Annotated in this window: 26 protein-coding genes, 1 tRNA gene and 1 pseudogene; 14 read left to right on the top strand and 14 right to left on the bottom strand. The window is 43.6% G+C overall.

Going from position 1 to position 25,528, the window contains the following annotated elements; all coding sequences use genetic code 11:
* Positions 1 to 9: 9 nt before the first annotated feature.
* The 8 genes from O9290_RS01405 to rpmG all read right to left on the bottom strand — a co-directional run bounded on the left by O9290_RS01405 (position 10) and on the right by rpmG (position 7,015).
* The gene (locus tag O9290_RS01405; RefSeq protein ID WP_061430958.1) at positions 10 to 1,221 is read right to left on the bottom strand and encodes an RNA-guided endonuclease InsQ/TnpB family protein; all 1,212 of its coding nucleotides are present in this window, start codon (positions 1,219 to 1,221) and stop codon (positions 10 to 12) included.
* Between the two features lie 197 nt (positions 1,222 to 1,418).
* Entirely contained in the window at positions 1,419 to 2,033 is a 615-nt protein-coding gene (locus O9290_RS01400) for a LapA family protein (protein ID WP_288056931.1), read from the bottom strand.
* A gap of 149 nt (positions 2,034 to 2,182) precedes the next feature.
* Positions 2,183 to 2,800, bottom strand: a complete 618-nt coding sequence (locus O9290_RS01395) for a flavin prenyltransferase UbiX (RefSeq protein WP_002759346.1) — start codon at positions 2,798 to 2,800, stop codon at positions 2,183 to 2,185.
* Positions 2,784 to 3,527, bottom strand: coding sequence for a HEAT repeat domain-containing protein (locus O9290_RS01390; RefSeq protein ID WP_002759344.1), 744 nt, complete (start codon positions 3,525 to 3,527; stop codon positions 2,784 to 2,786). Before O9290_RS01390 ends, O9290_RS01395 begins: the two co-directional genes overlap by 17 nt.
* Positions 3,528 to 3,789: 262 nt before the next feature.
* Positions 3,790 to 3,862: transfer RNA gene (locus tag O9290_RS01385), tRNA-Phe, on the bottom strand.
* 77 nt (positions 3,863 to 3,939) lie between these two features.
* Positions 3,940 to 6,168 carry a sensor histidine kinase gene (locus O9290_RS01380; RefSeq protein ID WP_002759341.1) on the bottom strand — a complete coding sequence of 743 codons (2,229 nt, stop codon included), beginning with the start codon at positions 6,166 to 6,168 and terminating at the stop codon, positions 3,940 to 3,942.
* A 396-nt stretch (positions 6,169 to 6,564) separates the two neighbouring features.
* Positions 6,565 to 6,780, bottom strand: a complete 216-nt coding sequence (gene rpsR, locus O9290_RS01375) for a 30S ribosomal protein S18 (protein WP_002732313.1) — start codon at positions 6,778 to 6,780, stop codon at positions 6,565 to 6,567.
* Between the two features lie 40 nt (positions 6,781 to 6,820).
* Positions 6,821 to 7,015: a 50S ribosomal protein L33 gene (gene rpmG / locus O9290_RS01370; protein ID WP_002734724.1), complete on the bottom strand. Its 195-nt coding sequence runs from the start codon at positions 7,013 to 7,015 to the stop codon at positions 6,821 to 6,823.
* A 177-nt stretch (positions 7,016 to 7,192) separates the two neighbouring features.
* Here rpmG and O9290_RS01365 point away from each other — a divergent pair, with 177 nt between their 5' ends.
* A complete protein-coding gene (locus O9290_RS01365) occupies positions 7,193 to 8,605 on the top strand; it encodes a slr1306 family protein (RefSeq protein WP_288056935.1) in 1,413 nt (470 codons plus the stop codon).
* Positions 8,606 to 8,652: 47 nt separating this feature from the next.
* Entirely contained in the window at positions 8,653 to 8,802 is a 150-nt protein-coding gene (locus tag O9290_RS01360) for a hypothetical protein (protein ID WP_192845972.1), read from the top strand.
* Here O9290_RS01360 and O9290_RS01355 read toward each other — a convergent pair.
* The gene (locus tag O9290_RS01355) at positions 8,799 to 9,185 is read right to left on the bottom strand and encodes a C6orf136 family protein (RefSeq protein ID WP_079209815.1); all 387 of its coding nucleotides are present in this window, start codon (positions 9,183 to 9,185) and stop codon (positions 8,799 to 8,801) included. The genes O9290_RS01360 and O9290_RS01355 overlap by 4 nt on opposite strands.
* A 166-nt stretch (positions 9,186 to 9,351) precedes the next feature.
* On the bottom strand, positions 9,352 to 10,692 hold the full coding sequence (miaB, locus tag O9290_RS01350; protein WP_288056942.1) for a tRNA (N6-isopentenyl adenosine(37)-C2)-methylthiotransferase MiaB: 1,341 nt from the start codon (positions 10,690 to 10,692) through the stop codon (positions 9,352 to 9,354).
* Positions 10,693 to 11,018: 326 nt separating this feature from the next.
* Between miaB and O9290_RS01345 the strand changes: the two genes are divergently transcribed.
* The 10 genes from O9290_RS01345 to O9290_RS01300 all read left to right on the top strand — a co-directional run bounded on the left by O9290_RS01345 (position 11,019) and on the right by O9290_RS01300 (position 19,255).
* Positions 11,019 to 11,303, top strand: coding sequence for a Nif11-like leader peptide family natural product precursor (locus O9290_RS01345; protein WP_002759324.1), 285 nt, complete (start codon positions 11,019 to 11,021; stop codon positions 11,301 to 11,303).
* 619 nt (positions 11,304 to 11,922) lie between these two features.
* Positions 11,923 to 12,234, top strand: coding sequence for a carbon dioxide-concentrating mechanism protein CcmK (locus tag O9290_RS01340; RefSeq protein WP_002734613.1), 312 nt, complete (start codon positions 11,923 to 11,925; stop codon positions 12,232 to 12,234).
* A 66-nt stretch (positions 12,235 to 12,300) separates the two neighbouring features.
* Positions 12,301 to 12,642: a carbon dioxide-concentrating mechanism protein CcmK gene (locus O9290_RS01335; RefSeq protein ID WP_002733426.1), complete on the top strand. Its 342-nt coding sequence runs from the start codon at positions 12,301 to 12,303 to the stop codon at positions 12,640 to 12,642.
* Positions 12,643 to 12,674: 32 nt separating this feature from the next.
* A complete protein-coding gene (gene ccmL, locus O9290_RS01330; RefSeq protein ID WP_002759323.1) occupies positions 12,675 to 12,986 on the top strand; it encodes a beta-carboxysome shell vertex protein CcmL in 312 nt (103 codons plus the stop codon).
* A 70-nt stretch (positions 12,987 to 13,056) separates the two neighbouring features.
* The gene (locus O9290_RS01325; protein ID WP_288056945.1) at positions 13,057 to 15,015 is read left to right on the top strand and encodes a RuBisCO small subunit-like domain-containing protein; all 1,959 of its coding nucleotides are present in this window, start codon (positions 13,057 to 13,059) and stop codon (positions 15,013 to 15,015) included.
* Positions 15,016 to 15,146: 131 nt separating this feature from the next.
* Positions 15,147 to 15,809 carry a beta-carboxysome scaffolding protein CcmN gene (ccmN, locus tag O9290_RS01320; RefSeq protein WP_288056948.1) on the top strand — a complete coding sequence of 221 codons (663 nt, stop codon included), beginning with the start codon at positions 15,147 to 15,149 and terminating at the stop codon, positions 15,807 to 15,809.
* A gap of 551 nt (positions 15,810 to 16,360) precedes the next feature.
* On the top strand, positions 16,361 to 17,776 hold the full coding sequence (locus tag O9290_RS01315; protein WP_002753365.1) for a form I ribulose bisphosphate carboxylase large subunit: 1,416 nt from the start codon (positions 16,361 to 16,363) through the stop codon (positions 17,774 to 17,776).
* A gap of 130 nt (positions 17,777 to 17,906) precedes the next feature.
* The gene (gene rcbX, locus O9290_RS01310; RefSeq protein ID WP_288056951.1) at positions 17,907 to 18,305 is read left to right on the top strand and encodes a RuBisCO chaperone RbcX; all 399 of its coding nucleotides are present in this window, start codon (positions 17,907 to 17,909) and stop codon (positions 18,303 to 18,305) included.
* Between the two features lie 15 nt (positions 18,306 to 18,320).
* Positions 18,321 to 18,656, top strand: a complete 336-nt coding sequence (locus tag O9290_RS01305) for a ribulose bisphosphate carboxylase small subunit (protein ID WP_002741682.1) — start codon at positions 18,321 to 18,323, stop codon at positions 18,654 to 18,656.
* 416 nt (positions 18,657 to 19,072) lie between these two features.
* Positions 19,073 to 19,255 (top strand): AAA family ATPase, encoded by a 183-nt coding sequence (locus tag O9290_RS01300; RefSeq protein WP_012267295.1) that lies wholly within the window; start codon positions 19,073 to 19,075, stop codon positions 19,253 to 19,255.
* On the opposite strand, the pseudogene O9290_RS01295 reads toward O9290_RS01300, so the two are convergent.
* From O9290_RS01295 to O9290_RS01285, 3 genes and pseudogenes are all read right to left on the bottom strand, one after another.
* Positions 19,241 to 19,516, bottom strand: a pseudogene (locus O9290_RS01295) (transposase family protein); the annotation flags it as partial. The gene O9290_RS01300 and the pseudogene O9290_RS01295 overlap by 15 nt on opposite strands.
* A 167-nt stretch (positions 19,517 to 19,683) precedes the next feature.
* Complete coding sequence (locus tag O9290_RS01290; protein ID WP_002732232.1) at positions 19,684 to 19,992, bottom strand: DUF4926 domain-containing protein; 309 nt, start codon at positions 19,990 to 19,992, stop codon at positions 19,684 to 19,686.
* Positions 19,989 to 20,339: a DUF6883 domain-containing protein gene (locus tag O9290_RS01285; protein WP_159247607.1), complete on the bottom strand. Its 351-nt coding sequence runs from the start codon at positions 20,337 to 20,339 to the stop codon at positions 19,989 to 19,991. Before O9290_RS01285 ends, O9290_RS01290 begins: the two co-directional genes overlap by 4 nt.
* Positions 20,340 to 21,068: 729 nt before the next feature.
* On the opposite strand from O9290_RS01285, the gene O9290_RS01280 reads away from it, so the two are divergent.
* On the top strand, positions 21,069 to 22,385 hold the full coding sequence (locus O9290_RS01280; RefSeq protein ID WP_002733337.1) for an AAA family ATPase: 1,317 nt from the start codon (positions 21,069 to 21,071) through the stop codon (positions 22,383 to 22,385).
* Positions 22,385 to 22,852, top strand: a complete 468-nt coding sequence (locus O9290_RS01275; protein WP_287731241.1) for a hypothetical protein — start codon at positions 22,385 to 22,387, stop codon at positions 22,850 to 22,852. The genes O9290_RS01280 and O9290_RS01275 overlap by 1 nt, the downstream gene beginning before the upstream one ends.
* A gap of 363 nt (positions 22,853 to 23,215) precedes the next feature.
* Here O9290_RS01275 and O9290_RS01270 read toward each other — a convergent pair whose 3' ends face one another.
* Positions 23,216 to 25,522: a dynamin family protein gene (locus tag O9290_RS01270; RefSeq protein ID WP_288058226.1), complete on the bottom strand. Its 2,307-nt coding sequence runs from the start codon at positions 25,520 to 25,522 to the stop codon at positions 23,216 to 23,218.
* Between the last annotated feature and the right edge of the window lie 6 nt (positions 25,523 to 25,528).

The raw sequence follows: 25,528 nt of genomic DNA, 5'->3' as shown, positions 1-25,528 counted from the left end.
CTCCCCGCGCTAAAGCGACGGGGATTCTTGGTTCCAAGAGATTACTTGCTTAGACAGAATTACTTCTGAAAAAGTAGAGGTATTCTCTCCCCAAGCGTTCATCGGGTCTAGCCCAAAAGTTCCCGTATGCCCTACGGTACTTAACCCTTTTTTAAGGATATTAATAGCGGCGTTTTCATCCCTATCTAAAACACACCCACACTTACACTGATGGGTTCTAGTCGATAAAGATTTTTTAACAACTTCACCACAGTTTGAACAGTTTTGGCTTGTATAGTTCGGTGGGACAGCAATCGTTATCTTGCCGAATTTAACCCCAAAATACTCCAGCCATTCTCGAAACTGATACCAGGCCGCATCATTGATCGATTTAGCTAAACAATGATTCTTGACTAAGTTCTTAATTCTTAAATCGACCTGGGCTATCACATCTAAGAAGCGAACTACGCACCTTGCTAACTTTACAGCAAAGTCTTTACGTTGCCTACTTATTTTAAGATGAGCCTTAGCCAATCTTTGTCTAGCTTTTTGACGATTTTTACTTCCCTTTTTCTTTTTAGATAATCGTCTTTGAAGTCGTTTTAATCTTTTCTCGGACTTTTTTAAAAATTTAGGATTGTCAACTTTATTACCTTCATGATCAGTATAAAAAGAAGCTAATCCCACATCTATTCCGATACACTTACCTGATGGTTTAACATCCTCTTTTACTTCACAAGAGAGAACAAATTGACAATAATAGCCGTCAGCACGTTTAATAAGCCTAACTCGTTTAATGTCAGACTGCTGAAAGTATCCTAAGTCCCAAGTCCCTTTTAGTTTAAGTGTTCCAATCTCCTTTTTATCACTGAAATGAATGGTTTTAGGGTTAAGAAGCTTCCATCCTGTTGTTTTGTATTCAACCGAGCGGGAAAACTTTTTAAACTGAGGATAGCCTTTCTTTCCGATTACCTTCTGCTTACAGTTGTCAAAGAAACGGGAAATAGAAGACCATGCCCTTTCAGCCGATGCTTGCCTTGCTTGAGAATTTAATTGACTAGCAAATTTAAAGTCATGGGACAAAACTCGACAATAAGCTGATAGATCATACTTATTTACACCTTTGTTGTCCATCCAATACTTTAAGCATTTATTACGGATGAATTGAGCGGTGCGGATAGCATCGTCTATAGCCTGATACTGTTTTAATTTAGCCTCAACTTTAAACTCTAGGACAAACATTTACTCTAAAATTTTAAGAATAAACTTATTTTAACACATTAAATATTAAACTGACAACCCATCACCTAAAAGCCGCCCTCTGCTACGCGGGCATGGCGGGGAACCTTAAACCCAAGTTTTCGGTAAGACAGGAGACAAGGCCGGAACAGTTTGTCTTCTCTGAGGGATTCAGGTAGAAACCTCTACTCTGTCAAAGTTTATATCCAATCTTCCTCATCCCCTTTGTTTACCTCCCGCTCTTGGTTTTCATCCTGGGCGGGGGGCGTAATAATCCGATAATTGACATCGTAAACTTGCTCGGCTTTTTCCCCGCGAGTCTGTTTGGCCGTGCGGTAACTATAGGAATAAACTGAGCCAGTTTGAGAACTGTCCTCTGGAGGCTTGACAAAATTCGCTCTTTCCTCATCAGCAAGACTAGGCGGGAATTCTTCCCGATCCTGAATGGTAGTCGGTTTTTCGGGGGGTGTATCAAAATTCCAATCATCACCGCTATCTCTTTCCCAATCGTTACCCGGTGGAGAAGCGGCGCGATCTTGAATATAGGTAGGTCGGGGAGATGGGGGTGGGACTTGAGGATTATTGGCTATAGGAGGGGAGGCTTTTGGGGCAGCCAAAGGACGACCAAAACTATAGAGAAATTGCAGGGTTAAACCACTGATAATTCCCGCTAGGGTGAAAAGTAACACCCAGACAGCTAGGGGCAGTTTTACCGTCATAATACCGCCAAAAAAGACCAAAGTGATCACCCCCAGATTCTGCCAGATCAGTAATCCGCCTACAGCGATCGCAAATAAGACCATAATCCAGCCCATTTTTACCTCCCTTGATTCAGTGATCAGTAAACAGTAATCAGTAAACAGTGATCAGGTATAAAGATAAAGATAACTAACTAACTAATTAACTTAAAACTTACATCTGATAACTGATAACTTACCCACTGATAACTGATAACTGATAACTGTCAATGTCCTTGCCAGCGATTAATGGCCACACAATCGATATCTAACTGATCGAGAGTACGAGCGATGACAAAATCGACCAAATCCTCGATCGATTGGGGATGATGATACCAGGCCGGTATTGCCGGTACAATTCTAACGCCCGCCTCGGCTAAAGTAGTTAAATTACGCAGATGAATTAAACTAAAAGGGGTTTCTCGCGGCACTAAAACCAATTTTCTGCCCTCCTTAATCTGCACATCGGCCGCTCTTTCTAGCAAATCGGAACTTAATCCCCCCGCTAATTTGGCCACTGTACTCATGCTACAGGGAATAATTACCATACCAAGGGTGCGATAGGAACCACTGGCGATCGTTGCCCCCACATCACCCCAACGATGACAGCGTAGTTTTCCCCCTTCCATCACCCCGGATTGACTGCGCCAAAATTGTTCTTGCAGCTCTGGTTCTGGAGGCATCCGCACATTATCTTCTGCTTGCCAGACAGTGTAAGCTGATTTGGAGGCCACTAGATCGATCGTGTAGTCGGCTAAAAGTAGATATTTGAGAGTACGGACGGCATAAATCAGCCCTGATGCCCCCGTAACGCCCAAAATTAGCGGTTTAGATAATTCCTTCAAGCTCTAATTCCTCGATCAATTGTAATCCTCTCGGGTCGCCCACTTTTAATAAAGCACCCCTGGCATCTTCCTTGACACCTAAATCCTCATCTTCCACCAAGGCCTCGATCAAAGCATCGATCGCCGTGGCATAAATCACATTTAAGGGCAATTCTCGGCATAATTGACCGATCGACCAAGCGCAATTACTCCGCACCGCTGCGATTAAATCCCGGCGCAATCCTTCAATTAAAGGCGGCAACACGGTGATGATATCTTCATAATTGACCTTGGCAATCTGGGCCAAACTACTGGCGGCCCATAATCGCACCGCCGAAATATCAGTTTTGAGAGCATGAACCAAAGGCTCGATCGCTCTGCGCTCTCCGCAGTTACCCAGGGCCCAAACTACCCCTTTTCTGACGTAACCATTCCAATCTCTGGCCAGTAGCTCGATTAAAGGCTCCACGGCGCTAAGACTGGGATTTCTGCCCAAAGCATAGGCGACACTGACACGCACCAGGGGACAGACATCGTTTAACATCTCCAGTAACGGGGCGATCGCTCTTTCGTCACGCAATTCACAAAAGGCGCGGGCCGCGATCATTCTCTCGCTCAGATGATCAGAAGTAAGCAATGAGAGCATTTCCTCTGGATCGGGGGGGATTTCCGCTGCTTGATCTGGATCGCTCCCATCGAGAGGATTATTTAAGGAGTTGCTAGGGTCTAGGATTTCATTGTCGTACATACTTGTTAGATTATCTTAATCCGTGACCGCTTACGTCAAGCCCAAAATCAAAAAGTAGTTGCTGGTTGGGGAGACTTATCAGTTATCAGTTATCAGTTATCAGTTATCAGTTATCAGTGAACTGAAGATCCAAATCCGAGCGAAGATAGGCAGCCCGTATCATCACTGATAAGCTAAGACGCATTCTCACCGCCTATTCTTGCATTTACAAAACCTAGCAGACTAGAAAGTAAATACAGGGCAAATTCTATTGTTTTTGCGATGCCAAGACGCGGATTTGAACCGCGGACACGAGGATTTTCAGTCCTCTGCTCTACCAACTGAGCTATCTCGGCGTTTTTTTTGTCCTTTCTCAACATAGCACGCCCTCGAAATAATTGCAAGGTTTTTTTCTAAAAAGTTTTCCGCTCGACTAGATTGGCAGGGTGAGGGTAAAGGTGGTGACAGCGTTGGCACTGGTGACATCGATGGTAGCATTCAGGGGTTTAATCAGTTTGCCGACCAAAGCTAAACCTAAACCAGTACCACTGTAGCGCCAGGGATCGTGGTTAGGAATGCGATAAAAAGGGGCGAATATTTTTGATAATTCCTCTGGGACGATTTCTACCCCTGAATTGCTCACACTAATTAATATTTGCTCGTCCGCACGCCAGACATTTACCCGAATTATTCCTTGTTCTGGGGTATATTTAGAAGCATTGGTCAGTAATTCCGCTATGATGCGCTCGATATGACACAGACTGGTGTTAATCTCCGGTATATCCCCATCTATATCTACAATTAACTGCTGTTGTCGCTCGCGGGTGAGAGTGCGAAAAGGTTCCACTAATAAGGGTAGCCAAGAAAGTAAGTCGATTGTTTCGATCGCCGGGGGTTCGCTTTCCGCATCCAGATAGGTTAAAGTCAACAGATCATTAACTAACTTACTCTGACGTTGAGATTCAATGTTAAGAATTTGCAACAGTTGACCGATCGAATTCTCTGGATCGATCTCGATCCCTTGATCTTCTAGGAGACTTTCTAGGGTTTCCACCGCTAGACGAATGCTGGTAATCGGGGTTCGCAGTTCATGGGAAAGGGTTTTCAGGAATTCGCTTTTTAATCTTTCCAGTTTTTCTAATTCCCTCACTTGTGCTTGGGAAGATTCGTAAAGTCGCGCTTGTCGAATAGCGATCGCACATTCGGTGGCAATATGTTGAATCAAATTAGTTTCTAAAGAGTTAAAAATATGATTAGCTGGTCGAATTAGCCAAAGATTGCCCAAAAAACCCTGATCGTCAAAGATAGCACAAGCGCAACGGTTAACACGACCAATTTGCGGATTACCAAGGGGAAGACGATCAACAAATTGTAAAATTTGTTTGTGCAGCAGCGGTTGATAGATTTCGGGAAAATCGCTAATTTGACGGGTAATTCCCTGACAGATAAGCTTTTGAGTGGTATATTCGTGGACAATGGTGGCTTTGCTGCGACTGGGATCATAAAGCTCAATTTGGGCCCGTTCTACGGGTAAAACCTGGACTAATTCCCTAGTGGTGGTTTGCAGAATATGATTTTCATCGAGACTATCACGAATTTTTTCGGTAATCCGTCCGATTAATGCTTCATACTTCAAAGTCATCTGCAATTCGGCGGTTCTTTGCTGAACCTCCGATTCTAGGGCAGTATTCAAGCATTTTACCCGTTGGTGTAGTTCTGCTTGTTGAATGGCAATTCCCACTTGAATGGCTAATTGTTTGAGCAGATCGATTTCTTGGGATTGCCAAGAGCGAGTTTTTTGGCAATTTTGGGCAATTAGTAACCCCCAGAGTTGGTTATCGCAGAGAATTGGCACCACTAAGTTAGCCTGTACTTGCAAAGAAGTAAGTAAGTTGCGATAACAGGGATCAAGTCCCGAATTATGGACATTTTCAATAACCTGAATTCTCCCGCGACGATAATTTTCCAGACGTTCTGGGGATAAATTAAAACAGGGATCCTGGATCCTGTTTCCTAAGACAGAATTAATCCTCGCAGTATGGGATTCCACCACAATCATGCCACTATGATCGGGAAATAAACGATAAATTAACACTCGATCGCAGTTGAGAAATTGTCGCACTTCTTTAACGGTTCTTTGCAAAATGCGATCGAGATCCAACGATTGCCGGATTCTTTCCTGCATTACCCCCAGTAGTTGTTCCCGTTCTGCTTGTAATCTTAAAGCTTCTTCGGCCTGTTTGCGTTCGGTGATATTGGTACTGGTTCCCACTAAACGATAGATGCGCGCATTGTTATCCCGTAGGGGTGTTAAAGTTGTTAGCCACCAGTAGGGTATATTTTGAAAAGGTAAATACTGTTCGTAGGAAATAGTCGTTCCGTAACGTACACAATCACTATAGTGTTGCCGCACACTACGCGCATCATCGGGGGGAAGGATTTGTTCGGGAGTTTTGCCTTTAATCTCTGATGAACGCAATCCTGTCCAGCGTTCATGAACGGGGTTTGACCCCACATAGCGAAAATCTCTATTTTCCAGCACGTCCACCACAAAAATCGACGCTTGCACGGAATTAAATATACTACGCAGAAACTGCTCGGAATCCTCCTCTTTTAGCTGTGCATCCAACTCGGTATCGATTTCTGACGGCTGCTTTTCCATAAGAGCCTCCTATTGTGCTAATTGGTGGATTTGGATCGATAATCACAAAATCGTTGGCTACTCCTAGAGCGATTTAATTATTTTTTAAGATTCTCGCACGAATTTTCCTATCCGCTGCCGATTTCGATATATTTCTTTGCAAAAACGAGAAAGCAACCCCAATATACTGAGATCGCTTATCAGTTATCAGTTATCAGTTATCAGTGACCAGTTATCAGTGATCAGGTTTAAGTTTTAAGTTAAGTAGCTAGACACAATTAATTAAGTATATCTAACTACTTCTTCCATGAGTGCATGAGTGCCTATCCTCACCAAGAAGTTAATTTTGTCCTATTACTTATATGTGTTATTTTCAGTGATCACTGCTCACTGATTACTGATTACTGATCACTGAATTTAGGCTTCTTGGTTGACAAAAGGCAATAAAGCCATTAAACGGGCCCGTTTCACCGCTTCAGTTAAATCTCGCTGTTGTTTAGAAGTTAAACCGGTGATGCGTCTAGGTAGAAGTTTGCCGCGTTCGGTGATGAATTTGCGGAGGAGTTCGGTGTCTTTGTAGTCAATCGGTTGACTGGGGGAGATGGGGGAGAGACGTTTACGATAGTAGCTCATAGATTTGTAAAGATTGCTTGACTTTTTAACTAAAGTATGATTACTTAATTTCCTTGTGGACGGTGTGCTTATTGCAGTGGGGACAGTATTTTTTGATTTCCAGTCTGCCGGTGGTATTGCGCCGGTTTTTGCTGGTGGTGTAGCGAGAAACGCCGGGGGTACGCTTATCGGGATTACTGCGGCATTCCGTGCATTCTACAGTGATGATCAGGCGAACGCCTTTTTTACTAGCCATAACAACAGGGGATCGGGTAAATTTACACGCAATCGATCATTATGACATATCTGGGGCTTTTTAGGCAAGAGCGGCCGGGGCGAACGCAGGGAATTGTCGGCTAAAAAGTTCAGTTTGGGATGAAATCCAGCACAAAAAAGCTAGAATAATCACAGCAGTTGGCGAGGATGAGGAAAAATGACGGTAAGATTGGGTAAACCGGTTTTAGTGACGGGGATAGGCATTACCATCGCTTTCACCCTGGGGGAAACTCTCAATAGTACAGTGAGCGAAATCGGTTCCTGGGGTGTTCTAGGTGCGATTGCTCTTGGTGCTGGTATCTGGTTTTGGCAAAAACCCAACTCGAAAATCGATTTTTCCCATCCCACTCCCCTGACTCTAGAAAAGGTTAAACAAGCGATTAGCAAGGCCGAGAAGATAATGAATTATCTGGCCAAAGAAGACCCCAATCAAGACTTAACCCCACTGAAAACCACTTTAACCCAATTAAACCAAGAATTTAGTCGCCAAGACCTGAAAATTGCCATTACCGGCGCTAGAAAAACCGGTAAAACTGCCTTAAAAAAACTACTAGAAAGCGGCAACTTTGCAGAATCTATCGCTTTTCTGGAAACGGAACCGCTTCTGACTCTCGACTGCACCGCTAACCAGAAAAAGTCCCTGGCAGCCGACTTAGTTTTGTATCTGATCAATGGGGATTTAACCGATTCCGAATGGCAAATCCTCCAGCAATTCGATCGAATGCACCAGCGTGTTATCCTGTTACTCAATAAACAGGATCGTTTACCCGCCGAAACCAGAGAAGAAATTCTCCTTTCCCTAAAACAAAGACTGAAAGAAACTATTCCTGCTCATCATATTTTAGCCATAGCCGCTGCCCCTGAACCCCTAAAAGTTCGTCAACATCAAAGCAATGGGGAAATCAAGGAATGGACGGAACCCCAAACGGTAGTTATCGCTCCTTTAGATAATCATCTCCGAAAAATTATCGAACAAGAAAAGTCCGAATTAGTTCTGGGAACTATCTGGAGACAAGCGCTAGAATTAGCAAAGGAAACCAAACAATTACTCAATCAATCCCGACGCAAAAAGGCTTTACCTGTTATCGAACAATACCAATGGATAGCCGCTACTGCCACTTTTGCTAATCCTCTCGCGGCCCTAGATTTAGTTTTAGCGGCAGCTACTAACGCTCAAATGTTAGTGGATTTAGGGGCAATTTATCAACAAAAAATGTCCCTTGAACAAGCAAAAACAGCCATGGCCACCCTAGGGAAGATGATGGTACAATTAGGCATGGTAGAAGTGACAACCCAGGCATTAGGAACGATTCTCAAGGGAAATGCGATTACTTATATCGCTGGTGGTACAGTGCAGGGAATTGGGGCAGCCTATCTAACTCGTTTAGCTGGTTTAACTTTAATTGAATATTTCCAAGAACAGGAAATTAACGAGCAGCTGAATAATGATTGGAATTGGACGAGTTTGCAGAATAAAGTTAAACAGGTCTGGGAACAAAATCAGCGCCTAGCATTTTTACAGGATTTTGTCAAGCAAACGAGCGCTCGTTGGTCGGCATTTTCCAGTTAAAAAATCTATAGCAATTTCCATAGTTGTGAGGTACAGAGTCTTAGGTTTTGAGGAGTCAGTATTCAGGAGTCAGTATTCAGGAGTCAGGAGATAGGAGATTATTTTATTTATTCTCCCCACACCCCACACCCTACACCCCACACCCCACACCCCACACCCTGTCCCCACGAAAAACTTTTTCAGCAGACCCTAGTTAAGAACCGGGAAAAGGTAAATGCTGACGCAGCACATCCCAGCGCGAACAATCCCAATAATCGATATGAGAAATAATCAGATTATTGTCATCGAGAGTTAATTCACTGCCTCCAGAAATAGCGATGCGGGGCCGCCAAGGTAAAGGAGTTGTCCAGTGCAATGTCCAACGGGTATTAATAATATTTCCCTGCTGTTCAATTGCGTGGACATCCATCTTGATAGCTTGGAACCATTGACTCATAAAACCAATCATTTCCCGATAGCGTTTAATCCCCCGAAATTGATTGAGAGGGTCTTGAAAATAAACGTTATCAGCATAAATATCATAGGTTTGATCGAGGGGAAATCTTTGATAATCTTGCTGCAAAATAGCGATAATATCCATAAAATAAGTAATTAGTTATAATTAAATTGAAGATAGATTTTGCCTTTGATCCCCCCTGCCCCCCTTGATAAGGGGGGTATCTGACAATTTTTAACAGCTACCTACTTGGCAAATTATTCCCGATAGCTATTGCCTTTTTTCACTGCTGAGGGGTCACTGTTAACTATTAAAAGATCACTCCCGTCAAACTAAAGGGACGGACTTCGGTAATTTTAACCTTAACAAATTTGCCTCGCAATTCCTCAATATCTCCCGTAAAGAAAGTTAAGCGATTGCCTCTAGTTCTTCCCATAACTTGACCAGCATCTTTAGGGTTAACGTCTTCCACTAAAATTTCCTCAATTCTGCCTAAATATCTTTGGGAACGTTCAGCGGCTTTTGTGGCCACTAAATGATTTAATCTTTGTAAGCGATCGCTTTTTACCTGCTCACTTAATTGATCATCCCAAATAGCGGCAGGAGTCCCGGGACGGGGAGAATAGGCAGCGGTATTTAATTGATCAAAACCAATCTCATCGACTAATTTTAAAGTATTCTCGAACTGTGCCTCTGTTTCTCCGGGGAATCCGACAATCGCATCGGCACTAATGGCAGCATCCGGCATTAAATCGCGAATATTAGCAATAATTTGTCGGTATTTTTCCTGAGTATAGCCCCGTTTCATGGCCTTGAGGATATCATTATCCCCCGATTGAAAAGGGATATGAAAATGTTCACAAACTTTAGGTAATTCCTGACAAGCTTTAATCAAACGTTCGGTAAAATAGCGGGGGTGACTGGTGGCAAAACGGAGACGTTCAATGCCGGCCACATCGTGAACGTAGTAGAGTAAATCGGTGAAATTGTGCAGATGTCGGCCGCTTGCCGTCACTCCGGGTAAATCCCGTCCGTAGGCATCGATATTTTGACCTAAAAGGGTGATTTCTTGATAACCCTGTTGTCCTAATTGTGCCATTTCTGCTCGAATTGCCGCAGGAGTGCGAGATTGTTCCACCCCGCGCACCCCCGGAACCACACAATAGGTACAGCGTTCATTGCAACCATAGATGACGTTCACCCAAGCGGTAATATTACTATCCCGGCGCGGTTTGGTGATATCTTCCATGATGTGGATGGGTTCGGTGGCCACCACCTGGGAACCGTCAAAAACTTGTTGTAATAAGTCTCCCAAGCGGTTTGCGTGTTGGGGACCGATAATTAAATCCACTTCGGGAACCCGTCTTAATAATTGTTCCCCTTCCTGTTGAGCCACGCAGCCAGCGACAATTAAAGTAAGGTCGGGTTGAGTTTGTTTGCGTTTAGCCTGTCTACCGAGATAGGAATACACCTTCTGTTCGGCATTATCGCGAATTGTACAGGTATTGTAGAGGATTAAATCGGCTTCGTTGGCATCCTCAGACCATTGAAACCCCAAATCTTCTAAAATACCCGCCATGCGTTCGGAGTCAGCTTTATTCATCTGACAACCAAAGGTGGTGATATGGTAACGACGTGGGGACTTATTCATGATGCTGGCTACAGAAACAATAGTGCAGGTTTCTATTTTAGGCTATTTATCCTCTGACTATGGCCTGCCCCGATGGCCAAAAACCGCCATCCTTTCACTGATTACTGATTACTGAAAAAACTCCCCACTTCCCCACTTCCCCACTTCCCCACACCCCACACCCCAGAATTAGCCTTAAAGCATACTCAGCTATACAAGCAAATAAAAACGAAACTTTTGCTTTGAGGATATCTCCTGACTGGTAGGATAAAAATGAACCATACTAGGCAGTTTAACCTCCACGCCGCCGAGGCCACACCTTTAATCATCAAAGGAAAAGTATTTATATGTCTAAAAATCAAGTGTTCGACTTTTTCGCCTTAGCCGCTAAAAACGAAGAATTGGGTCAAAAAATGCGCTCAACCCAAGATCCTCAGCAATTACTAGAGATAGCTCGCTCGCAAGGCTTCGATTTCTCCCTTCCTGAATTAGAAGCGGCACTCAAATCCTTGCACGAGAGTCCCGACTTTTTCCAAAAGTTAGCTCATGCAGTGTTAGAAGTTTTCAGTCCTAACCACGATAATTATCCCTCGATCGGTGTCCAACCCTACGAAGGTGAGATCGATCGCTAGAATCAGTGATCAGTGATCAGATGTGAGTTTTCAGTTCACTGATTACTGTTCACTGTTTACTGATCACTGAAAAAGGCTCCCCTTCTCCCCACTCCCCCACCCCAGCCGTATATAGTATAAAAAAATTATAAAAAAGCCGAAATCAGGGAAAATAGGCTTTTATCTGCCAATAAATCCAGCAGAGACAAGCAAGCCGCCAAGAGAAAACTTAAAGCGGAAATCGGCTCATAGCAAAGGTTTTAGCGGTAAATCTCCTGAGAATTGCTGAGGCTGATGGGCGAAGTCAAGGAATGATTAACTTTCGTTAACCTGAAGATGAGAAATAATCATAATGTTTTATATTGTCAAAGGTGTCATAGTTTCCTATGCTTTTTTTAGGTTGATAATTTTGCCTGACTCGTCAAATTTTTACCAACCGGCCCTAGAAAATAAAATTAGTGGATGAAAACGGTCACGATCGAGATAAAATTCAGGATGGTCTTACCCACCTTGCCACGATCCCGACTGCCACCAGAGCTAGAGCAGGAAAAGTAACAAGGAAAGAATTTGACTGAAACAAAATTGATAACGCTAACAAAATTAATAGTTTAGTTTGGCTTGACAAGCGAGGAACAAAAAAATGCCAATTGCAGTAGGAATGATTGAAACCCTAGGATTTCCCGCCGTTGTGGAAGCGGCCGATGCCATGGTCAAAGCCGCCAGGGTGACTCTAGTGGGTTACGAAAAGATCGGTAGTGGTCGCGTCACTGTCATCGTCCGGGGAGACGTTTCAGAAGTGCAAGCTTCTGTGGCTGCCGGAGTGGAAAACGCCAACCGGGTTAACGGAGGACAAGTGCTATCTACCCATATCATCGCTCGTCCCCACGAAAACCTCGAATACGTGCTGCCCATTCGCTACACCGAAGAAGTAGAGCAATTCCGCAGCTATTAAACACCGTTGATCGGGGTCAGCATCTATAGAGTCGAAGAAAGCCAACCATTAGGAGACAAAAATATTATGTCAATTGCAGTGGGCATGGTGGAAACCTTGGGTTTCCCGGCCGTCGTCGAGGCGGCTGATGCCATGGTGAAAGCCGCCCGCGTAACCCTAGTAGGTTACGAAAAAATTGGTAGTGGTCGCGTCACCGTCATCGTCCGGGGGGACGTTTCGGAAGTACAGGCCTCCGTATCGGCGGGGACAGAAGCGGCATCTAATCGTGTTAAGGGTGGTCAAGTCCTCTCGACCCACATCATCGCCCGTCCCCACGAAAACCTCGAATACGTTCTTCCCATCCGTTATACAGAAGCCGTGGAACAGTTTCGTGAAAGTGTTAACCCGCAACCTTTAAGACGAATCTAGAGCGCAACTAACTTTTAGTGTAAACAAATTCCATGCAAATTGCCAAAGTTTGCGGCACCGTCGTTAGCTCCCTGAAACCGCGCAGTATGACGGGAGTGAAACTTCTGCTTTTGCAATTCATCGACGCACAGGGGCAACTTTTGCCTAAATACGAAGTAGCGGGTGATATTGTCGGAGCGGGGATTAATGAATGGGTGCTAGTGTCCCGGGGAGGAGCCGCCCGTATCGAAGACGGACAGAACAATCGCCCCCTTGACGCGATGGTGGTGGGGATTATTGACACTATAACCGTAGAAAATCGCACCCTCTACAGCAAGAGGGACGAATTTCGTCAATCCGGTTAAACATCGATAGAACCCAAACACAGTTAAGTAACAACCAGCCAGCCAAATTCAGTATGGAGGAAGACTAACTATGGTCGTCCGCACAACGGCGGCTAGTCCGAAAAAGCGGACCAAATCCCCAGAGGAAACGCACATAGACGAGAGTGCCAAAGTCCACACCTTCTCTAACCTCAGTGGCGCTATCGAGATCGGGGCGCGAGTGGTGATTGCTCCGGGGACTTCCATCCGCGCCGATGAAGGAACCCCCTTTCACATTGGCGACGACAGCAAAATTCAGGACGGAGCAATCATCCACGGTTTAGAAAAAAGCCGTGTGGTGGGAGATGACGGCCGAGAATATTCGGTGTGGATCGGCCGGGGCAGCTGTATCACCCACATGGCACTCATTCACGGGCCTGCCTATGTGGGCGATCGCTGTTTTATCGGTTTTCGCTCCACCGTCTTTAATGCCCGCATTGGTGCCGATTGCATCGTCATGATGCACGCCCTCGTTCAAGACGTGGAAATCCCCGCCGGTAAATTCGTGCCATCCGGTTCCGTGATCACCAGCCAACAGCAGGCTGATCGCTTACCCGATGTCACAGAAATCGATCGAGCCTTCACCCGTCACATTGTCGATATCGACCTCGCCCCCAGCGTCCCGGTCAAAGCCCACAGCCCAGCGACTCCTCCACCGGCAGCCGCTATAAACATCGCTAATGAGACGCTATATAGAAATTCGGTGACACCTATGAGTTTAAATACAAACATTCGAGCGCAGGTTCGCTCCCTCCTCTCCCAAGGCTACAAGATCGGCATCGAATACGCTGACAAACGCCGCTTTAAAACCAGTTCTTGGTTAAGTGCCGGCTTTATCGACGGCGGCCGCGAAGAACAGGTATCCCAATCCCTAGAAGCCTCCCTGAGAGACCTGCAAGGCGAATACGTCCGCCTGATCGGAGTAGATCCCGCCGCTAAACGGCGCATACTGGAAATGATTATCCAACGCCCCGAAGACACCCCGGGAGAACCGGCCCGCACCACCACCGCCGTCCACGGCGGTCATGGCAACGGTAACGGCCATTCCGACCTGTCCGTACAAGTGCGTTCCCTGCTGGCCCAAGGACTGAAAATCGCCACCGAACACGCGGATAAACGCCGGTTTAAAACCAGTTCTTGGTTAACCGGACCGGCGATCGAAACCAAGAGCGAAGCGGGCATCATTCGCGATATTGAAGCGATCGTGACTGAAAATAGCGATGAGTACGTCCGTCTGATCGGGATCGACCCGCAAGCGAAAAAACGCGTCGTCGAAATGATTATTCACCGCCCCGGCAGCACCCCCGCTAGTAACGGCAGCGGCAAAGCCAGCAGCTACAGCGCCCCCGCTAGTAACGGAGCCAGTTATAGCAGTAGTGGTAGCTTAAGTGGGGAAACGATCGCTCAAATTCGTTCCCTGCTCGCCCAAGGCTACAAAATCGGCACCGAACACGCGGATAAACGCCGGTTTAAAACCAGTTCTTGGCAGAGTTGCGCCCCGATCGAAAGCAATCGCGAATCTGATGTAATTACTGCTTTGGAAGATTGTTTACGGGAACATAGCGGCGAATACGTCCGCTTACTCGGTATCGATGCTAAAGCCAAAAAACGGGTTTTAGAAACGGTGATCCAGCGTCCCGATGGTTCGGTGAGTAGTAATGGCAGCAGTAAAACCGCCACCGTTGCTGAACCGAGTTTCAAAAGCTATGCTTCTGGTTCTTCTGGCGGCGGTACTGCCACTTTAACCAGTACCTTAACCGCAGAAACGATCACTCAAATTCGCTCTTTATTGAACCAAGGTCACAAAATCGGGGCCGAACACGCGGATAAACGTCGTTTTAAAACCAGTTCTTGGCAAAGCTGCACCCCGATCGAGAGCAGTCGCGAATCCGATGTGGTGGCCGCTTTAGAAACCTGTCTGCGCGACCATCAAGGGGAATACGTTCGTCTGATCGGGATTGACTCCCAAGCGAAACGCCGTGTTCTCGAATCGATTATTCAACGCCCTTAATTTCAGGACTCGGCGATCGGTGAAGGGAGATAGGTGTTAGGTGTTGGCGGACTGGGAAAAATACCCGAAACTCTAACCCCTACCCCCTAACCCCCGATCACTGATCACTGATCACTGAATAACTGTCAATTATGTCCTTACCCCCCGTTCAACCTATTAGCCGCTCGGAATTCTATGTCAATGGTGATGTAACCATTGATGAGAGTGCGATCGTGGCTCCGGGGGTGATTCTCCGAGCAGCCCCCAATAGCCAAATAATTATCGGTGCGGGTGCTTGCCTGGGTATGGGAACAATTTTAACCGCCTATCAGGGTGTTATTGCTATCGGTGCGGGAGCAATTTTAGGTACAGGTGTTCTCGTCGTCGGTCGGGGTGAAATCGGTGAAAATGCCTGTATTGGGTCAACCACAACGATTTTTAATGCTTCTGTGGCAGCGATGTCGATCGTGCCGTCTGGTTCCCTGATCGGAGATACTTCCCGTCAAATTACCATCGAGGTGTCAGCGACCCCATCGGAACCGGAAAGACCCCCTTTACCGGAACCGCAACCCGTAGTCAGTCAAGTGTCCCCAGTGCCGTCAGTGGAGGAAGTGATATCCGAAACCGTGGCCAGTCCTTGGGATGGCGAGGAAATGGTCGCCGAGGCCAGTCCCGCGGAAACCAGAGAACAAGCATCTACTACTAACCGACCGAATCAAGCATCGGTGGTCGGAAAGGTCTATATCAATCAGTTATTGGTCACGCTATTTCCAGAACGTCATCGTTTTAATGGCAACAATAACCATAATTCTTGAAGGGGAAAATAATCGTTCACAAGCCAAAAATCTCAACAATAATTACTAAGTAATTAGACCTAATTTATCTAGAGTTCACTGCTGTCTAACTGTGCTCTAGGTACTGGGTATAATTGCTTAGAAATCCAGTTAATATTTAGCGATTGCCGACAATTTTTTGAGGTTGTAATTATTGATAATCTTCCTCAATTAAAGAGTAGTTTTAATCGCTCAAAGCCTGATGAGCAGAAGTTTCTGCGTGTCAATCAGGTAAATTTTTGTTGATTTTTTTGTGTTTTTGTAGAGATTGTTAAAGTTAGATGACGACAGATTAAAGAAACTAATCCCCCCGAGAAAAAAAAACAATCAAAATTTTAGGGATAGAGAAAAAAAATGATCAGAATAGGATAAAGTTCGTGTTAAGATGATCAGTTGAAAAAAACATTAGTGAAAATTGCTCCCTAACTTCGCTCCTGGCAGCAGGGGAAAGGAGCTTAAGAAAAATCTATGTCGGTTGACGGCGAGATTTTACAGGTGCGACTAATCATGCAGTTTATGGAGGAATAATCCCAATGGTGCAAGCCAAATCCAAAGGTTTCCAGGCCGGCGTAAAAGACTACCGACTGACCTACTACACCCCCGACTACACCCCCAAAGATACCGATCTACTAGCTTGCTTCCGGGTGACACCCCAACCCGGAGTTCCTCCGGAAGAAGCAGGTGCGGCAGTAGCGGCGGAATCTTCCACAGGTACCTGGACCACCGTTTGGACCGATAACTTAACCGACCTCGATCGCTATAAAGGTCGTTGTTATGATATCGAACCCGTACCCAACGAAGATAACCAATTCTTCTGTTTCGTTGCCTATCCTTTAGATCTATTTGAAGAAGGTTCCGTCACCAACATCCTCACCTCGATCGTTGGTAACGTTTTCGGTTTCAAAGCTCTACGCGGTCTCCGTTTAGAAGATATCCGTTTCCCCGTCGCTTTAATCAAAACCTTCCAAGGTCCTCCCCACGGTATCACCGTTGAACGGGACAAATTAAACAAATACGGTCGCCCCCTACTCGGTTGCACCATCAAACCCAAACTCGGCCTTTCCGCTAAAAACTATGGTCGTGCCGTTTATGAATGTCTCCGCGGTGGTTTAGACTTCACCAAAGACGACGAAAATATTAACTCTCAACCCTTCATGCGTTGGCGCGATCGTTTCCTTTTCGTCCAAGAGGCGATCGTTAAATCCCAAGCAGAAACCAACGAAGTTAAAGGACATTACCTCAACGTAACTGCTCCTACCTGCGAGCAGATGATGCAACGGGCTGAATTCGCTGCCGAAATCAAAACCCCCATCATCATGCACGACTACCTCACCGGTGGTTTCACCGCTAACACCACCCTAGCGAAATTCTGCCGCGACAAAGGGTTACTGCTCCACATTCACCGGGCAATGCACGCGGTTATCGACCGTCAGAAAAATCATGGTATCCACTTCCGCGTTTTGGCTAAGTGCTTACGTCTCTCTGGTGGTGATCACCTGCACTCGGGAACCGTTGTCGGTAAACTCGAAGGTGAACGCGGCATCACGATGGGTTTTGTTGACCTAATGCGTGAAGACTATGTAGAAGAAGATCGCGCTCGTGGTATTTTCTTCACCCAAGACTACGCTTCCTTACCCGGGGTAATGCCGGTTGCTTCTGGTGGTATCCACGTTTGGCATATGCCCGCGTTGGTGGAAATCTTCGGTGACGATTCCTGCTTACAGTTCGGTGGTGGAACCCTCGGCCACCCCTGGGGTAACGCACCTGGTGCCACCGCTAACCGTGTGGCTCTGGAAGCTTGTATCCAAGCTCGTAACGAAGGACGCTCCTTGGCCCGCGAAGGTAACGACGTTATCCGGGAAGCTTGCCGTTGGAGTCCTGAACTGGCTGCCGCTTGCGAACTCTGGAAAGAAATCAAATTCGAGTTCGAGGCTATGGATACCCTCTAATACAGCCCTTCAGAAGGTTGTTAGCAGTTATCGGTGCAAAATAATGCCGGGGACTTGCCCAAAATCGGGAAGCAGTCGCTAGAATTTCAACACTGATAACTGTCTAGCCAATAACTGAAAACTGTATAAAATGTATCCGAAAAAAGTTGCTCAAGATACCGCGAAAGTCTTACAAAGTTACCTAACTTACCAAGCGGTTCGCACGATTATCGATCAATTGTCAGAAACTAATCCCACTTTAGCTATTTGGCTGAGTCACTATACTTCTAGCCATTCCATTCAGGATGGCGAGGCCTATATTGCGGGGTTAATGGCTGAGAATAAAGAGTTAGTTTTGCGGATCATGACGGTAAGAGAACATCTAGCCGAACAGGTTTTAGAGTTCTTGCCAGAGATGGTAAAAACGGGAATTATTAATGACAATACCGAACATCGTCGGCAACTTTTGGAACGTCTCACCCGTACTGCTATAAGTCAACCAGAGACATCGGAATTAAATCTCGATGTTGATGATCTACCCAACCCATAAGGAATCAAGAAACCCATGAAAACTTTACCTAAAGAGAAGCGTTACGAAACTCTTTCCTACTTGCCCCCCCTCACCGATCAACAAATTGCTAAACAAATTCAATACATGATCGATCAGGGTTATATTCCTGCTGTGGAATTTGAAAAAGATCCCAAACCCGCGGATTATCATTGGACGATGTGGAAACTGCCTTTATTCTCTGTTTCTGGTCCCCAAGAAGTTCTTAATGAAGTTCGCGAGTGCCGCACTGAATATTCTGATTGCTACATCCGCGTTATCGCTTTTGACAACATCAAACAATGTCAAACCATGAGCTTTATTGTTCATAAACCCAATGCTGGCCGCTACTAATTTGGCTGTCATCTAATTATTAACTGTTGAGGGGGGTTCTTAAACCTCCCTTTTTTTTGATAGAAAACGGGTTTCTTGAAGAAACCCGTTTTCTGCGCGTAAAGATCGCTTAAATCTTGGCCCGATTCTACCACCGCTGCCAAAACGTAAGCTAAACGGCGCTTAACCTGCATGATCCAACAGCTATAACCCTTTTGGAGTCTATATCGGTGATCCGAAGTAAAAGCCGTTTAGCTTATAAAGCTGATAAGGAGGTGCAAAATCAGTTCATAAGATTTTTCGTACAACCCACGCTTTATCTTGGAGGTGCTACACTGGGTCTAGCTGGGCTAGGTTGTGCCGTAGCTGGAATAAAGAATCTGATAAAACCTTAATCCCCTTACTTTAGATGTTTTTAAATACCTTAATTTAAAAGTATGTTAACATCCCTGACTCTTCGGAATTTCAAAAGCTATCAGGAGGCAACCTTGTCTCTAGCAGCCATCACCTTTTTAATCGGTGCTAATGCGTCAGGGAAAAGTAATGCACTAGAAGCAATTCGCTTACTTTCGTGGTTAGCAAAAGGCAGCAGGTTAGATGACATTGGCGACAAAATCTAACTCTTTGCTAAAGGGTTTCTGACAATTAACGTACTTAAATTGACGACGATTAACTTGTAGGTACACTGGTTAGCCTGAGAGCGGTAAATCTTTGACTAAATGTCGATGATTTTGGTGGAGTTTATCGCTCTCTAACCCACAACGAGGACAGGTTGCTTTTTTATTTTTTGATTCAATTCGTCAAAATATACCGATATTTTCTAGGTGTCGATAGCCTTGAATAGAGGTTCCTTTTAGGTTCAAAAATTTATCAACTATCATAGGTAAAATACTCTCGTTTTTGGCGATTATATCAAATCTTAACTCTATTGTCTATCTTTGTGGCCTTAACTTGTTTGTGCCTTAAGTCCTTCCCTATATGAATTTTAGCTTTTTATTTTAAGTTAATTATTTGCATAACAATTCTGGAATAGCCTATTTTTCCGATTTTATTGATACAAAGAGCGGGTGAAATCTAAAACTTTTTGTTGCTTTTCTTTGGGTAATTTATCGATTAAAGCTGTTAGCTTTTCTGTTAAAGATAACCAAGTTTTGTTCTGAGCTTTCCAGATGACAATAAATTGCTGCATTGGGAGAGAACAAAGGGCTATAGTTTCCCCTAGATCATTACTAAATTCAATTTCGTAACAACCATCATTGTAGTCTTCAACAATTGTCCCTTGTTCTCCCATTATTAAGTTATGTTCAGGCAAGTCAACTAATAATTCCACGAGGTCAAATAATTCTGGTTTAATCATGGTCTTTTTCTCACATATAAAGTTACTAATTTAGCTGTATCACTATCAGGCTCAACAATCCATCCAGTCCTCACTATTTCTTGTTGCCCTGGTTCAATTCCTGTAATTTCTAGGTCAACTTGATAGCGTTTGTCATGTCGATCTGTACTTTGATAAACAGCTTTTGCTTCAAGGGATTTGTTAGCGATTTGTTGTAGAAGTGGCTCATAATTATCTTGAGTATATCCTAAGTGGCGTTGAAACATGATGGCTTTATTTAATCCTTTTGGATTGTCTAAATTGAGAGCATATTGGGTTAATTTTCTAGAATCTATTTTGACTTTGTTGACAATATCTTTTAATTTCATTGGAATTAAGACGATTATTAATTTTGACTTTGCCTCTAGTTTCATATTTCATAAGGGAGCATCTCACCCTTGCAATAAGTAGAAATGCTTAATGAGATCAATAAAAAAGTTAAAAAAGGCAACCATTTAGCTCTGGACTTTACCCGTACAAAAATACTAGCTATGGCTAAAAGTCTTACAGAGCCTGAGTTAAAGCAATATAATACTAACGGACTACTGAACACAAAATCCTGAAGTCTTTACGCAGATAGGGTTTGAGGCAAAAATATTCCAATTTGACCTTTCGACCATTATAGCTTGTTTCGGGGCAGAAAACCAGCAAAAACATGGCTACAGAGGGAATTGCTTACTCTAGAGATTAATGACATCATCTGTGATCATAAGGTTAGCGATCACTATACAGCCAACTCCACAGAATCGCTCTACTCTAGATACAGTCAACGGTACAGCCATTTTCAAGGGAAAATGTACTCAGTAACGACTTGTCAATTTTTTCTGAGAAGCCCCATGCAGTAAGGGTAAGGGTTCCGCCCTAATGCCAATAAACAGCGACCTTATCTCCCCAAGCCTAGATTATACTGTTCGGATATGCCCTGCCCTACAGTTTGAGTTTTCAAGGTTATGGGTGCTAGTTTTCGGTACTTGTTAGAGTCTATAAGCTGCGCTGGTATTGGAACTTTTAGTACAAATGCTCAAACTGCACCAGTCAAGATTTAATGGGTGAAAAGTATGTTAACATCGCTGACTCTTCGGAATTTCAAAAGCTATCAGGAGGCAACCTTGTCTCTAGCACCCATTACCTTTTTAATCGGTGCTAATGCGTCAGGGAAAAGTAATGCACTAGAAGCAATTCGCTTACTTTCGTGGTTAGCGAAAGGCAGCAGGTTAGATGACATTGAACGCAATATTCAAAGCGGTAATGCAATTGCCCGTGGACAAGCGATCGATCTTTTCGGTGCAGAAAAACAGTATTTTACCTTGGGAACACACATTGATAACGCTCCTGACGGTTGGACTGATTTCGAGATTGAAATTGGGCTATTATCAGACCAACTTATTATAATCGGAGAAAGTGTCAGTAAAGCTAGTAAAGATCAGGAATTAACACTTTACAAAATTGATGGCGATCCCAACTCACACACCGATGAAATTAGGGTGATGTATAACAATTTTAACAAAGGTAAAAATAAGCCCCACATACCTTGCTCTAACCGACAAGCCATTTTTTATCAATTGGAAACTCCCAGTCGGTTCCAGCAAAGTCATACTAAATCACAAAAAATTATTCCAGCAGTTACTAAAGTAATTCGAGAAACCTTGAGGAATATCGTCTTTCTTGATCCTCGTCCAGCAGTAATGCGGGATTATGCTTACGCTAAAGATGATGATATTAAAGAAGATGGCTCTAACCTTTCTAGTGTTCTTTACGCAGTTTGTCAGCAGGGAGAGACTCAAAAAAACAAGTTGCTTGACTTCATTCGTTCATTACCAGAACAGGATATTACCGATATTCGCTTTATCATTACAGACCGCAAGGATGTTATGGTGAAACTAATAGAGTCTTTTGGGAACAAAGAACATCAGATAGATGCTCCTTTGTTGTCTGATGGTACTCTGAGAGTTTTAGCGATTGCTGCAACTCTACTAAGTGTAAATCCTGGAACTTTCGTAATTATTGAAGAGATCGATAATGGTGTTCATCCCAGTCGTGCAGATAATTTAGTTAAGCAAATTCGGGAGATCGCCTTAGAAAGAAAACTGAGGGTACTGATCACCTCCCATAACCCAGCGTTACTAGATGCAGTACCCGATAGTGATATTGGAAATGTACTTTGTTGTTACCGAGATCCGCAAGCAGGAGATAGTCGTATTGTCCGATTAGCTGATTTAGAGCGTTTCCCCGAATTAATTGTGCAGGGAACTCTTGGTCAGTTGATGACTAAACAAGTATTAGATAAGTTCTTAAAGGATAAGTCCACAGCAGAACAACGTCAACAAAACGCGCTAAGTTGGTTAGAGCAATTAAAACAGGGAGAAGTAGCCTGATGGGAGCTATTTGTCTGATCGATACTTCGATCTTTTTAGAGATACTTAATGTACCCCACAAAGCGAGTCAATCTGAGTTAATATTTCAAGAGTTAAAAGAGAAAATTGAAGCTAGAGAATCTCTTTTTTTGCCAATGGCGACTATTCTGGAAACTGGCAATCATATTGCCAAGGCCAAAAAGGTAGATGGCAATCAGCGACGCACTTGTGCAGAAAAATTTGTCAATTGGGTAACACAAGCTCTTGAAGGAGAATCTCCCTTTACCCCCATTAGTTTTCTAAAGAAAGAAGACCTGCAAGGATGGTTAAAAGAGTTTCCTGATGAAGCGATGCAAGGTAGGGGACTGGGAGACCTTTCTATCATTCATGATTGGCAAAGAATTTGTGATCAAAATCTAGGCCGCCGCGTCTATATATGGTCTTTGGACAAACACCTTAAAGGTTACAATCGGCCACCGAAGTTATGAGTAATTGACTACGGATTTACTTTTAATAGTCGATTTGTAGTTTAAGAGGTGGAGATTTAATTAGGGTTGGCTGAATAAATCTAAAAATCTTGCTGGATAAGACTTTTAGACCTTTTTGGAAATCAAAAAGTACCGGACATGGGAGTGAGCGGGGGGAAAATTCAGGGACTTTTTCCCTGAAAATTAGGTAATTGACCACCTCAAAATCGGTAAAACCCCACACCCTACACCCCACACGCTGCCCCCAGGAAAAACTTTTTCAGCAAACCCTAATTAGGATTAGCGAAGCTTAATCCACATCCCCAAATCACCGTAATTCACCGCCATCGTCGCAATAATAGCGGTGCTTTGCTATAGCTAACGCTACTGAGAGGAACTATTTCTTTTCAAGGCAATTGCTAATTGTCTCAGTCGTTCACTAACTTCTAAATTAAATTCTTGAGATTGCAAATTAGCGGGTAATTCTGCTACAAGCTGAGGATTCTCTTTATACCATTCGTTTTGAGCGACACCTGCCCATGTTCCTTCTTTTTCTCGAAAAATATCCACTAATCCTCTTAATTCTTGAATACAGTAGGACTCAAATCCTGCCGCTTCAAAAATACCATTGCGTAGATATTCTTCAAAAGCGTTAATATCATTAGTTACTTCAAAGGTAACAACCTCTCTGGGTGGGGTTAATTGGTCGGCTAAATCGATAACTGTATCTACCGTCATTCCGATAACGTTTTTGGCAATTTCTGTTACACCTAACACCTGTTGACGAAGACTAGGGTTAAAGAGTAAATCAGAACCATATTTAACGTATTTTTTTAAGACCCTAAAAGCAGGTTCATCTCCTTGATAATAGTTATCAATCAGTTCCACATCAGCCCCTAAGGATTTGACAATTTGGCTGCGGGTATCACTGTTAACAGGTCCGCGAATTAATGCTTCAGCAACGGGACGAGCAAATCTTAAAAATAACACTGATAAACTATTTTCTAAGCGGGTTAAAAACTCCTGTTCTGAATAACCAATAAGTCGTTCTTTTACTTGAGAACTTCCCCATAATAAAGAGGACATATAATCGACTAATTTTAAGGCTTCATCTTTTAATTCTGCCGCTAATTGTCGAGCAAGGGCAGCCAAAAATGTTCTAACATCCCCATACAAGTCATCCCGCCAAGCATAATTAGCTCTTACTTTGTCGAAGTCTGGAAAAGAATTTGCGTCAAAAATAATTTCTTTTTTTCTTAAAGTTTCCTGTCTTAATTTTGCCATTTCACTGGCTAAAAGTTGACCATAGCGTTCTTTAAATTTTTCGATACTACTGGAAGATTCGTTATTAACTTTTTCTAAGGGTTTGTTAATGACAGATGTTTCATAAAAATTTTGTAAATCAGCTTTTATCTGTTCCCATTTTCTATGCCACCATTCTGAAAAATCAATTCTTCTTCTTTCTTCTTCAAAGCGTTGTGCTTCTTCAGGATTTTCGGGAAATCTTTGACTGACAAGATGATGAATATCCTCTGAGGTGCTGAGAATTTTATCAATGGAAGCTTCACAGCGTTTCTTGAGAATTGCCACTCGCTCAGTATTAATATAATTAAAGATTTTTTGTTTAATTTTAGGGATTCCTGTCGCTTGAGTTTTTAACATTTCATCATCTATAATTCCAGTTAAAGTTTTTAATTTATCTTGAATATTGCTGGCTTGTCCGATTTCTAATTGAGTATGTTCTTCCGCCAGATTATTTAAGATTAAATAAGCTCCTGCTGAACCAGAAACAATGCGATTAACCGGTAAATTAGCGCGTTTTAACCAATCCTGAGAGGCTTCTGTAATATGAGTTTTAAGGGCTTCTGGGCTACCAAGAGAGTCAATATGACTTAAAAAGACAAATAATTTATCAGCAATGGTGACATTCTTATCACCTTGTTCTGTAAATTTAATAATTTCTAATTCGGCTTCTCTAATACTGCGAAAACGCTGAATCACGATGACTGCATCACAGTCGGATAACATTTGTTGGGCTTCATCAACGTGCTTGGCTAACCCAGAATCTGAACCAGGGACATCATAAAAGACGATTCCTTCTGCTTGAGCGAGTTTATTAGTATAAAGTCGGGCTTCTAGGACTGCATGGGCGTATTTTTCATCGGCAACGTATTTTTTTAGTTGTTCTCGGATGTCTTCTAGTCGAGTAAAAGGAATAACTAAATTACCTTCCTTTCTGACTTGTTGTAGAGTGATTTCGTTTTCTCTAATGGTGTTTAAGTCTTCTTTTGCGCCAACGGTTTCTAATTCTTTGAGGAGATGAATAAATTGTTCTTCGCTGCGGGTTTGCACTTCTAATCTTTGTTCAGATTCGCTTTTAACGGAATAAATTTGAGTGGTGGTAAAGGTACATCTTCCTCCTTTGGCAGGAAGTAAATCACATTCTAACCATGCGTTAATAAAGGTACTTTTTCCAGCCTTTTCTAAGCCAACCACAGCAATACGAAATTCTCTTTTTCTCAGTCTTTCGAGTTGACGGTTAGCAGGTATTGCCTCTTGCAGGAGGATTTCTGTTAATTGAGAGGGAATTTCAGCTTGGGGGAGTTTGGCTAAGTCAACGGCAAAATGTTGGATATTTAAGACATCACTGAGACGGGTTTCATAGTAGGATGAGGCAGATTTCCAATCCATTAAATT

This window comes from Microcystis sp. LE19-41.2A, from assembly GCF_027530405.1.
GTDB lineage: Bacteria > Cyanobacteriota > Cyanobacteriia > Cyanobacteriales > Microcystaceae > Microcystis > Microcystis aeruginosa.
The sequence above is the reverse complement of the archived record's forward strand: the minus strand, read 5'-3'. Positions and strand labels throughout refer to the sequence as shown.